The sequence below is a fragment of the Curtobacterium sp. WHRI 8282 genome (genome assembly GCF_040223925.2).
Taxonomy (GTDB): domain Bacteria; phylum Actinomycetota; class Actinomycetes; order Actinomycetales; family Microbacteriaceae; genus Curtobacterium; species Curtobacterium flaccumfaciens.
The window spans coordinates 580506-594536 of record NZ_JBEHCD020000001.1; the positions used below are offsets into that span (position 1 = coordinate 580506).

General features: G+C 71.9%; 11 protein-coding genes. All 11 read right to left on the reverse strand.

Annotated elements, in window-relative coordinates; all coding sequences use genetic code 11:
• Window positions 1-26: 26 nt before the first annotated feature.
• The 11 genes from ABRP24_RS02865 to ABRP24_RS02915 all read right to left on the reverse strand — a co-directional run bounded on the left by ABRP24_RS02865 (window position 27) and on the right by ABRP24_RS02915 (window position 13963).
• Window positions 27-3239 carry a GH92 family glycosyl hydrolase gene (locus tag ABRP24_RS02865; RefSeq protein ID WP_349847635.1) on the reverse strand — a complete coding sequence of 1071 codons (3213 nt, stop codon included), beginning with the start codon at window positions 3237-3239 and terminating at the stop codon, window positions 27-29.
• A gap of 46 nt (window positions 3240-3285) precedes the next feature.
• Window positions 3286-4881 (reverse strand): protein kinase, encoded by a 1596-nt coding sequence (locus ABRP24_RS02870; RefSeq protein ID WP_349847634.1) that lies wholly within the window; start codon window positions 4879-4881, stop codon window positions 3286-3288.
• Between the two features lie 122 nt (window positions 4882-5003).
• The gene (locus ABRP24_RS02875) at window positions 5004-5822 is read right to left on the reverse strand and encodes a phosphatase PAP2 family protein (RefSeq protein WP_214523024.1); all 819 of its coding nucleotides are present in this window, start codon (window positions 5820-5822) and stop codon (window positions 5004-5006) included.
• 43 nt (window positions 5823-5865) lie between these two features.
• Entirely contained in the window at window positions 5866-7551 is a 1686-nt protein-coding gene (locus tag ABRP24_RS02880) for a bifunctional 3'-5' exonuclease/DNA polymerase (protein ID WP_349847633.1), read from the reverse strand.
• 54 nt (window positions 7552-7605) lie between these two features.
• Window positions 7606-7800 (reverse strand): hypothetical protein, encoded by a 195-nt coding sequence (locus ABRP24_RS02885; protein ID WP_017887924.1) that lies wholly within the window; start codon window positions 7798-7800, stop codon window positions 7606-7608.
• A gap of 34 nt (window positions 7801-7834) precedes the next feature.
• Entirely contained in the window at window positions 7835-8608 is a 774-nt protein-coding gene (locus ABRP24_RS02890) for a hypothetical protein (protein WP_301581728.1), read from the reverse strand.
• Window positions 8605-9465, reverse strand: coding sequence for a carbohydrate ABC transporter permease (locus tag ABRP24_RS02895; protein ID WP_071245605.1), 861 nt, complete (start codon window positions 9463-9465; stop codon window positions 8605-8607). The genes ABRP24_RS02890 and ABRP24_RS02895 overlap by 4 nt, the downstream gene beginning before the upstream one ends.
• Window positions 9462-10439, reverse strand: coding sequence for a sugar ABC transporter permease (locus ABRP24_RS02900; RefSeq protein WP_349847632.1), 978 nt, complete (start codon window positions 10437-10439; stop codon window positions 9462-9464). The genes ABRP24_RS02895 and ABRP24_RS02900 overlap by 4 nt, the downstream gene beginning before the upstream one ends.
• A 9-nt stretch (window positions 10440-10448) precedes the next feature.
• Entirely contained in the window at window positions 10449-11774 is a 1326-nt protein-coding gene (locus ABRP24_RS02905; RefSeq protein WP_349847631.1) for a sugar ABC transporter substrate-binding protein, read from the reverse strand.
• Window positions 11775-11797: 23 nt separating this feature from the next.
• Window positions 11798-13027 carry a Gfo/Idh/MocA family oxidoreductase gene (locus tag ABRP24_RS02910; protein WP_349847630.1) on the reverse strand — a complete coding sequence of 410 codons (1230 nt, stop codon included), beginning with the start codon at window positions 13025-13027 and terminating at the stop codon, window positions 11798-11800.
• A gap of 147 nt (window positions 13028-13174) precedes the next feature.
• A complete protein-coding gene (locus ABRP24_RS02915; protein ID WP_027466817.1) occupies window positions 13175-13963 on the reverse strand; it encodes a DeoR/GlpR family DNA-binding transcription regulator in 789 nt (262 codons plus the stop codon).
• Between the last annotated feature and the right edge of the window lie 68 nt (window positions 13964-14031).

Consider the following 14031-nt stretch of genomic DNA (forward strand, 5'->3'; position numbering starts at 1 on the left):
CATGCTCCCGCTCGGTGAACGCCGGGTCAACGCTGTCCGTCGGCCGCGATGAGTTCGAGCTGCGTCAGTGCCAGGTCGGTGCCGGCGGTGAACGTGAACGACGAACCCCCACCGAGGATCCGGAACACCCGGGTCTGGCCGGCCCACGTGAACTCCGCACCGTCGACCGCGGTGACGGCGTCGTCGAGGCCGACCTGCCACGAGTAGGACCCCGGCGATGCCACCGTCACGGTGTACAGCGAGGCGGCGGCGCACGCCACGTCGAAGGACACGGACTCCCCCGCCGCGAGCGCCGTGACGGTGCGGCCGGTGTCGTCGGTGAGCGCCGAGGCCCCGACGGGCAGGACGTCCACCGGGGCGTCCCGGTAGCCGTGCACGTCGGAGGCCGAGACGGGGCGGGTGTCCGACGCCCATCCCTGCGGTTCGTCGGACAGTGTGAACTCGATCCGCGACGCGGCCACGACCACGCTGTGCGGGATGGTGACCGAGGTCCAGGGCGAGCCGTCGACCGTCACCGACGCCACGTACGCGCCTGCGGAGCCGGTGGCGATCTCGATGACGGTAGGCGATCCTCTCCCCACCGGCACGGCCTGCCCGCCGCTGGCGCGTCGGTCAGGAACCGGCGGCGTGGGCCCAGGCTGCCGCAGCACCGTCCTGCGGACCGACGGCGGCACGAGCACGTAGGTGCCGGTCGACGGCGCCAGCGGGTACAGCCCGATGGTCGCGAAGACGTACCAGGCGCTCATCTCACCGTTGTCCTCGTCGCCGGGGTAGCCCTGGCCGAGGTCGGACCCGACGAACAGGCGCTCGAGCGATTCGCGGACGATGCGGTGCGCGTCGTCGTGCCGCCCGGTGAACATCGGGAAGAAGGGGATGTGGTGCGCGGGCTGGTTCGACAGCCCGAGCATGCCCATCCGGACGTCGCGGGCCTCGGTCATCTCGTGGATCGGGAAGCCGTACGAGCCGGAGCGCGCCAGGGCCCCGGTCTCGGGGGTCGCGAAGAACGCGTCGAGAGCGGCGTCGAAGCGCTCGGGCCCGCCGTGCAGGTCGACGACGCCGGCACCGTCGTGCGGCGCCGTGAACGCGGTGCCCCACGCGTTCGTCTCGGTGTAGTCGTCGCCCCAGTCACGCGGGTCGAACTCGGTGCCGACCCGCCACGAGCCGTCCGGGTCGCGGCCGATGAAGAACCCGCGCTCGGAGTCGAAGACGTGCCGGTACTGCAGCGACCGGCGGGCGAACCACTCGGCCTCGGCCTCGTAGCGGGACAGGTCGGCGGGCGTCCGGGCCCGCGACGCGAGCAGGCCCGCCATGACGGCCAGACCCCAGTCGTTGATGGCCGCGTCCAGGGTCCACGACATCCCCTCGTGGGTCGCCGTGTCGACGTGGCCGCGGAAGGCGCCCGGGAGGCTCCCCTTGCGTCCGACGCGCTCGTCACGCGGCGGGACGGTCGCGTTCCGCACCGCGCTCCGGTACGCCTCGGCGAGGTCGAAGCCACGCACGCCCTTCACGGCCAGGTCGGCGAAGACGGTGTCGCTCGTGGTGCCGGTCATGCAGTCCTCGGCACCGGGGGCACTCCAGCGGGGCGTCCACCCGCCGTCGTGGTGGTGCTCGACGAAGCCCTGCGCGAGTTCGCCCGCGGTCTCGGGGGTCAGGAGTCCGAGGAGCGGCCAGGCCGTGCGGTAGGTGTCCCAGAAGCCGTTCGTGGTGGTGAACGGGCCCTCGACGATCTCCGGCCCGGGCTCGTCGCGGATCGGGTCCGCCAGCACGTCGCCGTACGGGGAGCGGTGCCGCGGGGTGCCGGTCAGGGCGGTCTCCCCGGCACGGTTCGGGTAGAGGAACAGCCGGTACAGGCCGGAGTACAGGCTCGTCAGCTGGTCGGGGCTCGCGCCGTCGAAGGACAGCGTCGCGAGCTTCTCGGTCCACAGCGCCTCGGCACGGGCGCACATGGCGTCGAACGAGCCGGCATCGTCGAGGTTCGCGCGGGCGTCCTCGATCGAGACGGTCGAGATGCCGAGCAGGACGTCGACCGGGCCGCCGGTGCCCCCGGGTTCCCCCACGGACAGCCAGCCGCGCAGCTCCTGCTCGCCGATCGTCGTGTGGTCGGCGGTGACCCCGGCGACCCGCAGGTGCACGTGGTGCGGCGGGGTGCCGGGGCGGTCGTCGAGGACGGCCTCGACCACGGCCGTGCCGTCGGTGATCGTCACGGAGACGTCGGACACCCGGCCGTGGTGGTCGAGCACGACGCTGCGGGTGCCGGTGAACCGGAACCCGAGGGCGAACTCCCCCGCGGTCAGCTCGGCCGTCACATCGTGCTCGAGGGCGACCCGGTAGCGGTGCGGGCCGTCCTGCTCGTCCTCGTGGTCGAACCCGAGCGCGCGGGCGGACCGGTCGACGTCGGGGGTGTCGAGTGGCGACGGCATCACCTGGAACACCCCGCGGTCGCCCATCCACGGCGAAGGGATGTGACTCGTCGCGAAGGCCTGGATCGCCGGGCGGAGCCGCCCCTGGCCGTCGAGCCGGTCGTGCTCCTGGTACGCGTACGGCCAGCGGTTGCTCGAGGCGTCCGTCATCGGCAGGCCGAACACCCCGCCGTGCGGGACACCGACCAGCGGGGCGTTGTTGCCGCGGGAGAACCGGGAGGATGCCTGGGTACCCCGGGTCGTCCGGACGTGGCCGAGCGGGGTCGTCGGGGTCGGACGCGCGGGACCGATCCGGACGGCGTCGAGCCAGCCGCGCAGTGCGGGACGCTCACCGTCGGCGGCCGCAGCCGGTGCGTCGGAGCCGAGCCGGGCCTCCAGGCGGTCGACGACCAGCCCCGCGAACGGCGTGAGGTCGACCGCGCGACGGTTCCACTGGTCCACCCACTGCTTGCGGGCCGCGTCCTGCGCGTCCGGGGTGACCGCGTCGCCGTACTGGTCGCGGACCCCGGCGTGGTCACGCAGCCGCGAGCCGTCGGTGAAGACGACGTCGACGGCGAAGGCCGTGGCGTCCCAGAAGTGCGGCAGGTCTGCTTCCGTCGGTTCCGACGCCCCGTCGGGCAGGGTCCGCTCGGGGAACCAGACCCAGGAGAGCTCGTCGCCGGTGGCGATGGTGCGTCCGGTGAAGCCGGGGACGATCGCCTCGGCCACCGACGTGCCAGCTGGTCGATCGACGAGCCAGCCCTCCGCGGAACCGAAGCCGACACCGTTCCGAGCGGCCACGGCCGTCGTCGGACCACCGCTCCGTTGCAGTTCTCGCACGGGGCGAGCCTATTTGCTCCAGGGACTGGACGAAAACCCCGGCGTGTCAGTCCTTGTTCTGCCCGGGGGCACTGCCGGACTTGCCGGGAGCGGTGTCCGACGTGGTGTCGACCGCGCCGGTGTCGGCGGCGCCCGTGCCGTCCTGCGGCTCCTGCACCGGGTTCGAGGCCGGGGTGCTCGGCTCCGGGCCGACGGGCGGGTCCTGCGTGGGCTGCTCCGGCTGGGTCGGTTCGCTCGGCTGCTCGCTGGGTTCCTCGGCGGGCTGCGAGGGCTGCTGCTCCTGTGAGGGCTGCTGCTCGGCCGGTTCGCTCGGCTGCTGTTCCTCGCCAGGGTCCTCGGACGGCTGCTGCTCGGTCGGCGCGGTCGACGTCGTGTCCGTCGGGGCCGGGGTGCCGTCGTCGTCGCCGTTGAGGGCGAACACCGCGACCCCGATGCCGATGAGCACCAGGACGATCACGATGATCGCGGCGATGAGTGGTCCGCGCTTCTTCTTCTCCGGCTGGTCCTCCGGCTGGTCGCCCCGGACCGGGCGGGGCGTGACCGGTGGCGGGGTCGGCCCGCTCGGGCCCGATGCGCTGCGGTCGGCTGCCTGGGCGCCGAGGACGGTCGTCGAGACGTCGTCGGCGGGGTTCGGGCGCTGGGTGTCGAGGACGCGGGTGGCGTCGTCGCCCGGACGCGCGCCGCCGTTCGGCAGTTCGCTCGCCGGCATCGCCTGCGTCCGGTCGTCGGCGTTCGCCGCTGCGGCGGCACCGGCGCCGACCGCGGCCCCCGCAGCGCCGGCAGCCGCGGCCGTCACCGCACCGGGCGCGCCGGGCAGCAGCTGCGTCGCGTTCGTCGGCTCGTCACGGCCCAGCGCGCGCAGGCGCTCGGCCGCCTCGGCTGCCGTCGGTCGCTCCGCCGGGTCCTGCGCGGTCATCACGTGCAGCAGGGTGCGCCAGGCCGTGGGCAGCTGCCGGTCGATCTCGGGCGGACGGGTCAGCCGGGCGGTGGCCGACTCGACCGCACTGCCCGGGAACGGCTGACGACCGGTCATGCACTCGAGCAGCACGAGCCCGAGCGAGTAGACGTCGGCCTTGCCGGTGATCTCCTTCGCCAGGACCTGCTCCGGGGCCAGGTACGCGGCCGTCCCCATCACGGTCCCCGTCCCCGTCACCCGAGAGGCGTCGCGGAGCAGGGCGATCCCGAAGTCGGCGAGCTTGACGTGCCGACCGTCGCTCTCGAGCAGGACGTTCGCGGGCTTCACGTCACGGTGGACGATCCCCTGCGCGTGCACGGCGGCCAGGCCGTCGGCGACCTGCGCGCCCAGGCGGGCGGCGGTCGCGGGGTCGAGCGGGCCCTCGCGCAGACGGGTCGCCAGGTCACTGCCCGGCACGAGTTCCATGACGAGGTACGAGTCGCCGTCGACGTCGTCGAGTGCAGCGTCGTAGAGCGTGACGAGCTCGGGGGCCCGCAGCGTCGCGAGGGTCTGGATCTCCGCCTCGGCGCGGGCGCGCTCACCGCGGTCGACGGGGCCGATGCGGAACACCTTGACCGCGACCTCGCGGCCGAGTTGCTCGTCGACCGCCCGGTACACGGACGCCATGCCACCGTGTCCGAGCGTGCCCGTGACGCGGTACCTGCCGCCGAAGACCCGTTCTTCCATGCCCGGCAACCTACCGGTCGCGGCTGACGGCGCTCTGCCGTTCGGGGCGCCGGCGGGGCGGGGCCTGGCGACTTCGTGAGCAGAAGATGTCGGGTGCGGGCGAGCGACCCGACGTCTTCTGCTCACGAAGTGATGCGGTCGACGTCCGGCGCGGGCTCGGCACCGTGGTGGAGCGCCGTCAGGTACAACCGGTGCGCCGTGATCACGAGGGCGAGCCAGGCGAGTCCGAGCGCCCACGCCGCCAGGACGTCGGTCAGCCAGTGGTGCCCGAGGAACACCCGCGACGCCCCGACCGACAGCACGAACAGGGTGCCCACGACGATCGTCCACACCCGGGTGACGACGCGCGACTGCCGCAGGAGCAGGAGGTACACGATGGTGCCCACGATCACCGTGGAGTTGAGCGTGTGGCCCGACGGGAACGACGGCGACGTCTCGTACGGCGGCACCGCGTCGGACAGCGGCGGACGGGCGCGACCGATCAGGTCCTTGCCCGCGATCGTCATGAGCAGCGAACCACCGCTCGCGGCGACCAGGAGCACCAGGGGCGTCCACGCACGGCGCTGGATCGTGAAGCCGACCAGGAACCCGAGCGCGACGATCGGCATCCCGATCGTGCCCGCGATGTCGGTCCACCAGGTGACGAGCGTGTCCGCCGTGGGTGATCGGAGTGTGAGCGCCCAGTCGAGGACGGGTCGGTCGAGCACCGCGACGTCGTCGGCTTCACGGACGGCGTCGTAGACCTCGGAAGCGATCCACGTGGCGAGGACGGCGACGCCCAGGCCGATGGCGAGGGTCAGCAGCAGGACGGGCATGGCGCCGAAGCGCCTGCCGAGCGCGGTCCACGCACCGGCGACGCTGCGGCCGGCACGGGAGCGCCAACGGGTCAGGTCGACTTCGCCGACGGTGCGGTCGGCGGCGTCCCCGTGTTCGGTGTGCATCCGTCCACACTGCCCGAAGCCGCCGGGAGCCGTCCCGGCCGTCTCAGTCCTTCGCCTCCGAGTACGCCCCGACCACCCCGACCGACAGCGGGAACGTCACCGGGAAGTCCTGGAACAACAGCCGTCCGGCATCGACGGCGGCGTCTCGGATCTGCTGCGCCACCCACTCCGCGTGCTCCGCCGGGGCGTGCACCACGATCTCGTCGTGCACGAAGAACACCAGGTGCGGCCCGTCCGTCACGGCTCCGGGGAACCGCGCGAGCAACCGCGACCGCAGGGAACCCATCCACGCGAGCGCCCATTCGGCCGCGGTCCCCTGCACCACGAAGTTCCGGGTGAACCGTCCCCAGCTCCGGGCACGGGACTCGACCGCACGCTGCATCGCCGGGGTCCCCTCGACCGTGTACGCCTGGTTCCGGGCCTCGAACCACGAGTCCTCGGGCACCGGTGACGTCCGACCGAGCAGCGTCGTCACCGGCTCGCCGCGCTCCCCCGCACGCGCGGCCCGTTCCACCATGTCGAGCGCCTGCGGGAACGCCCGGACCAGGCGTGGCACGAGCCGACCGCCCTCGCCCTGGGTCGCCCCGTACATCGCGCCGAGCATCGCCACCTTGGCCTGCTGCCGGGTCTCGACCGCCCCCGACGCCACCACGCCGTCGTACAGGTCGCGCCCGTCGCCGGCCGCGGCCATCGCCCGGTCGCCGGACATCGCGGCGAGCACCCGGGGCTCCAGCTGCGCGGCGTCCGCCACGACGAGCTTCCACCCGGGGTCGGCGATGACCGCGCCGCGGATGCCCTTCGGCAACTGCATCGCTCCCCCGCCGTCGGCCGCCCAGCGCCCGGTGACGACACCACCGACGACGTACTTCGGGTGGAACCGTCCGTCGCGGATCCAGTCGTCGAGCCAGGTCCAGCCGTTGGCGGTGAGCAGTCGCGCCAGGCGCTTGTACTCGAGCAGCGGCTCGATGACGGGGTGCTCGATCTCCTGCAGCTCCCACTTCCGCGTGCTCGTGACCATCAGGCCGGCCCGGCGCAGCGACTTCAGGACGTCGGCGGGTGAGTCCGGGTTGAGCCCGGGGTCGTCGAGGCGCTCGCGCACGACGGCGGCGATCTCCTCGAGGCGGCGCGGTCGCACCCCGTAGGGCACGCGCGGCCCGAGGGCGTCCTCGAGCAGCCGCTCGTGCACGTCGGCACGCCACGGCAGCCCGGCGTGCAGCATCTCGGCCGCCACGAGCGCACCGGCCGACTCCGCGGTGAGCAGCAGGCGGAGCGCACCCGGAGCGCTCGACCCCGCCACCGCGGCGAGCTGTGCCCGGAACTCCGCCACTGGATCGACCTCGTCGTCGGGCGCAGCGGCGGTGAACAGGGCGTCGTCGAAGAGCTGGGCCTGCGTCGGCCGGACCACGCGGGGTTCCGCGACCGGGGCGTCCAGGGCGTCGGCCGGCCGAGCGGCGAGCGCGGATCCCCGTGCCGCGAGCGCAGCCCGCAGGACACGACGACCGAGGCGTAGGTCGACGCAGCGTCCGACTCGCCCGCCAGCGGCGAGCACCGCCGGGTACCAGCGGGCGGTGTCGTCCCACACCCAGCGCACGCCCGGTGCGTCGTGGGCCGCGACGAAGGCCGGGAGGCCCGGCTCGTCCAGGCGGATCGGCTCGCCTCCGGCGGTCCCCGCGTCGGTCAGGGGCGTCGCGAGGACGCCGCCGTCGACGCGGCGGAGGACGAGGTGCACGACACGATCATGCCGTGCCCCACCGACCCCGGCGGACCAGGGCCGGAACGGGTGTCACTCGCCGGGTCGGACCGCCGCGGTGTCGGCGACGTCGATGCGGACGTCGCCGTCCTCGGCACGGGAGACCTCGACCCGCGGGTCGGCGTCGTGCTCGTCGGATCCGGACATGCGGCGGAACGTGTCCTGTCGGCGTTCCTCGAACGTCATGTCGACACCGTCGTCGAGGTGGTCGTGGTCGGGCTTCGTCATGCCGTGCACGGTACGCGGCCGCGGCTGCGGGCGGTCACGCGACCGGTGCCGTGCCGGTCCGCTCGGTCCAGTGCCCACCGCTCGCCCACCGGTCGAGCACGGCCGCGCGCAACCGACCGGACGGCGCCGCGGACCGTGCGGCGGCCAACGGCACCCCGAAGACGAACTTCGCGACGCTGGCGTCCCCCTCGGTCGCATCGTGCTCCCCCGGCGGGACGAGACGGAAGCGCCGGGCGAAGCGCACGAGGTTGGCATCGGGACCGAGCGCCGCCGGCAGGCCCGGATCGAGCATCCAGGAGCGGCACTGCCACCGATCCGCAGCGAGCTGCGGCGCGAAGCCGCGCAGGACCTCGGGTGCGCGGGCGAACGAGCGGTCGCAGGCCACCGGGTCGAGCGGCCCGGTCTCCGGCACGTGCACACCCCAGGCCGGCGTGCCGTCCGCCAGGTGGTCGCCGAGTTCGAACTGGAGGCGCCCCACGGCCACCACACGCCCGGTCACCACGGCGACGAGCCACTCCACCCCGGTGCCGTGCAGCCCGTAGCGTGCGAGCTTGCGGTCGACGTCGGCGACGGATGCCTCGGCGAGCGCGCGCGGGAGCCCACGCTCCGCGAGGGCGTCGGCGGTGTCCGGCACCGCGGCGCGGAGCGCCGCCACCAGCCGCGCGTCCCGCTCCGCGGACCCGGCGTCGGCGACGGTGGCGGCCAGTGCGGCCGCCACCGTCGCGGAGTCGTCCGGTGACCCCACGGCGGCGGCGAGGACCGCGACGGACGCGGGACGGGCCTCCCGGCCGGGGGTCACGGTGGTCACTTCAGACCGGACGACGCGAGCCCGTCCATCACCCGACGCTGCAGCACGACGAACATGATGAGCACCGGTGCCATCGCCATCAGGCTGGCGGCCATCAGCACCGGGTAGTCGATCGTGCGGTCGCTCGACAGCGTCGCGAGGCCGGCGGCGAGCGGCATGTCCTCGGCGCGGGTGGAGACCACGAGCGGCCAGAGCAGCTCGTTCCACGACCACAGCACGGTCGTGATCGCGAGCACGCTGATCGAGGGTCGGGCCAGGGGCAGCATGATCCGCCAGAACGTCTGGAACGGGTTCGCGCCGTCCATCCGCGCTGCCTCCTCGAGCTCGGGCGGCATGTTCAGGAACGCGGTCCGCATCAGGAACGTGCCGAAGGCGCTGAACAGCCCGGGTGCGACGATCCCCATCAGGGTGTCGAGCCAGCCGAGCCCCTGCACGATCTGGTACTGCGAGATCAGGTAGACCTGCGAGGGCACGAGCAGGATCGACAGCACGATCGCGAGCAGGGCTGCCCGACCGCGGAACCGCATCCGGGCGAAGGCGTACCCGGCGAGCGTGCACAGGACGATCTGCGCGAGCGTGCGGATGATCGTGACGTACACCGACGTGCCGAGCTGGCTGAGGAACGGCAGGCGTTCGAAGACCTGCGCGTAGTTCTGCCACTGCAGCTCCCCCGGCCAGAAGACCGGCGTGACGGACTGCACCTGCGCGTTCGTGGAGAGCGACATGATGATCTGCCACAGGAACGGGAACGCCATCGCGAACCCGCCGATGCCGAGCACGACGTGGATCCACCAGTGGCTGCCGCCGCGACGGCCGGGCCGACGCGCGGTCCGAGGCGGTGTGACGGTGGCGGTCATCCCTGCACCCACTTCCGTTGGACGCGGAACTGCACGAGCGTGACGATGCCGATGAGCAGGAAGATCACCATCGCGATCGCGGCCGCGAAGCCCTTGTCGTTGTCGACGAACCCGGCACTGTAGAAGTAGAAGACGAGCGACATCGTCTTCGGGATCACCGGGTTGGTGCTGCCGAGGATCGCGTACAGCAGGTCGAACAGCTGGAAGCTCGAGATCGTCGTGACGATCACCACGAAGAAGATGCTCGGGCTGAGCAACGGCACGGTGACCGAGCGGAACTGCCGCCACCGGCTCGCGCCGTCGAGCTCCGCGGCCTCGTAGAGCTCCGGCGGGATGTCCTTGAGCCCGGCGCCGAGGATGATCATCGAGAACCCGAGGGACGACCAGAGGCCGACCAGGCTCACCGCGATCAGCGCGAAGCCGGGGGTCGAGATCCAGTACGGGCCGTCGATGCCGAAGTTCCCGAGGAACCAGTTCACGATGCCGTAGTCGCCGTTGTACATGATGCGCCAGACCAGGGCGATCGCCGCGGGCATGGCGACGTACGGCAGGAAGAAGAGCACCCGGTAGAACTGGGCGAACCGCAGCCCCGGGGTGTTCAGCAGACTGGCGAGCCACACCGCGATCGGGATCCCGGCGAGGACGATCACGGTGTAGATCACCGTGTTGAGCAGCGACTGGTAGAGCTGCGGGTCACCGACGAGTCGGACGTAGTTGGCGACGCCGGTGAACGTGGCGCCCCCGAAGACGCCCCAGCTGGTGAACGAGTACCAGAACGTCTGGATGATCGGCCAGATGTAGAAGGTACCGACGCCGAGGAGCAGCGGGAGTACGAAGAGCCACGGCCACCAGCCGTCGGTCCGTCGTGGCGCTCGGCCGCCGTCGGCGCGCGGCGCGGGGGCGCCCCGCCCGGACGAACGCGTCGTCCGGGCGGGGGTGGCTGCGGCCGGGGGCCGCTCGGTGTTGATCGTCACGCGCGGGTCCTACTTTTCCTTGGCGAGGGCGGCGTCCATCTTCTGTGCGAGGTCCTCTGCCACCTGGTCGACGGGCTTCGACCCGTCGAAGGCGCTCGGCAGCAGGGTGGTCTCGAGGGTGTTCCACGCGGCGGTGTTCTTCGACACGGGCAGCGGCTTCGCGTAGTCCACCGCGTCGAGGAACACCTGCAGGTCGGCGTCGGGCATCGTCTTCGTGAAGGCGGTCTGCGTGCCCTCGTACGCCGGGATGACCGCGCCCATGTCGCCCTGCTGCTGCTGGGCCGTCTTGCCCGCGAGGTAGACCTGCAGCGCCTGGGCGGCTGCCTTGTCCTTGCTCGCCTCGGACACGACGTTCGAGACACCGTGGATGACGGTCGCCTGCTCCTTGCCCTTCGGCAGCGGGTAGGCGACGACGTCCTTCTCGAGCTCGGTGCCGGTCAGCGCGGAGCGGAACCAGCTGCCGCCCTGGTACATCGCGAGCTTGCCCGAGGTGAACCACTGGTCGGCCGTGGTGTCGGTGAGCTGCTTGATCGAGGGCGAAGCCCCCGAGTCGATCAGGTCGGTCCAGAACTGCAGGCCGTCCTCGGAGGGCTTCGTGGCGTACTCGGACTCGGTGCCGTCCGCGTTCACGACCGATCCCCCGGCCTGCAGGATCGTGTTGTAGTACGTCGTCTGGCCGTCCATGCCACCGGCTGCGCCGTAGGCGCCCTTCGCCCGCAGCTTCTCGGACAGCTCGGCGCCGGTCTGCTGGAAGTCGTCCCAGGTCCAGTCCTTGGAGGGCAGGTCCATGCCGGCCTGCTCGAACAGCGACTTGTTCACCCAGACGCCGATGGTGTCGAAGTCCTTCGGCACGCCGTACTGGGTGTCGTCGTACGTGTACAGGTCGTTGAGTGCGCTCGAGTACTTCGACGCGTCGATGTCACCCGACTCGACCTCGCCGGTGATCGGCGCGAGCTTGCCGTTGGCCGCGTACAGCTGGAAGTTCGGGCCGTTCATCCAGAACAGGTCGGGCAGGGTGTTGCTCGAGCCCTGGGTCTGCAGCTTCGTCCAGTAGTTGGCGAACGGCGTGACGTCGACGCTCACCTTGATGTCCGGGTACTCCTCGTTGAAGCCCTTCAGGTTGGCCTTGATGGCCTTGACCTGGTTCTCGTCCCAGACGGCGTAGGTCAGCGACGCCTTGGTGTCCTTCGGCGCGGCTTCGTAGTCGCCTCCGGAGCCGGACGCCCCGGACGACGAGGAGCAGCCGGCCAGGAGTGCGGCCGCGCCGAGGGCGGCGACGGCGCCGAGGAGGACGCGGCGCACGCCGGTTCCTCGGGTGGGGATGTGTGCGGTCATCGGGGTGTCCTTTCGCACGGCCGTCAGGAGCCGACGGTCTGGGCGGGATGCGGGGTGGAGGGGGTGGAGGGGGTGAAGTGCGCGATGGTGTCGGCCGGCAGTGGGGGGACGTCGATGGGGACGGACCCGTTGCGGAGCGAGCGCGTGGCCAGCGCGCCGGCGGCGACCGCGGCACGGGCCGCGATCGGGGAGAGCTCCGACGGTTCGCCGAACGCGACGGACCGCAGGAACTCGGTCATGGTGAGCAGGTCGGCGTCGGCGTGCCCGTCCTCGACGCCGTCGATCGGGTACTCGCGGTCCCCCGCTGTGTCCCATCCCCGGCGGTGCGTCCAGACCTTCACGACGCCACCACCGGTGTCGCCGATGTTCTCGAGGCGTCCTTCGGTGCCGATCACCGTGTAGTTCCGCCAGTAGTCCGGGGTGAAGTGGCACTGCTCGTAGCTGGCCTGCACCCCGTTGTCGAGCGTCATCATCACCATCGAGACGTCCTCGACGTCGACGACGGGGTTCAGCCCGGTCTGGGCGAGCGGCGGCCAGTTGTCGTGGGAGAACCAGTCCCCCATGAGCTCGCCGCTGCGGTCGCGCCGGTCGGTGACGTCGCCGTAGACCGACAGCGAGCCCATGCCGACGACCCGGGCGGTGTCGCCCCCGCCGAGCGCGTGGATGACGTCGAGGTCGTGGCTCGCTTTCTGCAGCAGCAGGGAGTTCACCTTGCTGCGGTCGGCGTGCCAGTCCTTGAAGTAGTAGTCACCGCCGTTGCCGACGAAGTGCCGGCACCAGACGGCCTTGACCTGACCGATCTCGCCGCGGGCCACGATCTCGCGCATCAGGCGGACGACGGCGGCGTGCCGGAAGTTGTGCCCGACGTACAGCGGCGTGCCGGTTTCCGCCGCGGTGTTCAGGACCTCGTCGGCGTCCTCGACCGTGATGGCCAGCGGCTTCTCGAGGTAGACCGCGATGCCCGCGCGGAGCAGGTCGATCGCGATCTCGGCGTGGGTCCAGTCCGGCGTGGTGACGATGGCCGCGTCGACGTGGCCGGTGAGGTCACGGTGGTGTTCGACCACCAGGGCGTCCGGGTACTCGTCGTGCCCACGATCCCGGCCGGCCGCGGTGACGTCCGCGACGGCCACGACCCTGGCCTGCAGCGACGGGTCGTCGGCCGTTGCCTCGGCCACGTGGCGCGCGATGGCGGACCGCTGGCCCATCCCGATTACCGCGACGCGGAGTCCTGCGTTGTCAGCGCCCATGCTCATCGCTCCCTTGCGTGAATGTGACGCCCATGATGCCGAATCGATCATGAATGCACAATAGGCGCTCACGGATCGCTCACGCATCCGTGCCGGGGAGGGTTTTACACGATCGAAACGTCCGGACCGTTCCGGGGTGGCCGCTGGGGGCCCTCAGTCGGCGACGACGAGCTCCACGCCTGCGCTGGCCAGGTCGGCGGCGAACGAGGCCGGCACCGGCTGATCGGTGACCAGGACGTCGATGCGGTCGAGCGGGCAGATCCGGGCGAAGGTCGACCGCTCGATCTTGGTCGAGTCGGCGACCACGACGACCCGTCGCCCGACCGAGGCGAAGTGGCGGCTGACCTCGGCCTCGCCCTCGTGCATGGTCGTCGCGCCGTACTGGCCGGTGAGCCCGTCGACACCGAGCACCACGAGGTCGAGGGCGAACTCGTCGAGGGTGTCCCGGACGAGCGGCCCGACGAGCTCGTAGGACTGCCGCCGCGCCACACCACCGGTGACCACGATCTTCACGTTGGCGCGGACGGACAGCTCGTACCCGACGTTCAGGGCGTTCGTCACGATCGTGATGCCGAACTCGCCGTCGGCGCGGATGAACCGCTCGCTCTTGCCGAGTTCACGCGCGACCTCGGTCGTGGTGGTCCCGCCGTTGAGCCCGACGGTCTCCCCCGGCTGCACCAACCGGGCGGCCGCGCGGGCGATCGCCGTCTTCGCCTCGGCCTGCCGGGCGATCTTGTACTGCAGCGGGAGCTCGTACCCGGCCCCGAGTGCTGCCGCTCCCCCGTGCGTGCGCGTGACGAGCCGCTGGTCGGCGAGGGTCGCGAGGTCACGGCGAGCCGTCGCGGCGGAGATCCCGAGCAGCTCCCCGATCTCGGCGATCGACACGTTGCCGCGTTCACTCACCAGTTCGAGCAGGGCGTTCAGCCGCTGTTGGGGGGTCATGACGGTCATCCTACGGCGTCACCACCGTCCCCCGGTGATCGGAAATGACGTTTTGCCCTTCCCTTGCG

Coding starts and splice junctions, on each gene's coding strand:
- ABRP24_RS02870 (WP_349847634.1), bottom strand. CDS start 4,881: ATGGAAGAACGGGTCTTCGGCGGCAGGTACCGCGTCACGGGCACGCTC.
- ABRP24_RS02905 (WP_349847631.1), bottom strand. CDS start 11,774: ATGACCGCACACATCCCCACCCGAGGAACCGGCGTGCGCCGCGTCCTC.
- ABRP24_RS02885 (WP_017887924.1), bottom strand. CDS start 7,800: ATGACGAAGCCCGACCACGACCACCTCGACGACGGTGTCGACATGACG.
- ABRP24_RS02915 (WP_027466817.1), bottom strand. CDS start 13,963: ATGACCCCCCAACAGCGGCTGAACGCCCTGCTCGAACTGGTGAGTGAA.
- ABRP24_RS02910 (WP_349847630.1), bottom strand. CDS start 13,027: ATGAGCATGGGCGCTGACAACGCAGGACTCCGCGTCGCGGTAATCGGG.
- ABRP24_RS02875 (WP_214523024.1), bottom strand. CDS start 5,822: ATGCACACCGAACACGGGGACGCCGCCGACCGCACCGTCGGCGAAGTC.
- ABRP24_RS02895 (WP_071245605.1), bottom strand. CDS start 9,465: ATGACCGCCACCGTCACACCGCCTCGGACCGCGCGTCGGCCCGGCCGT.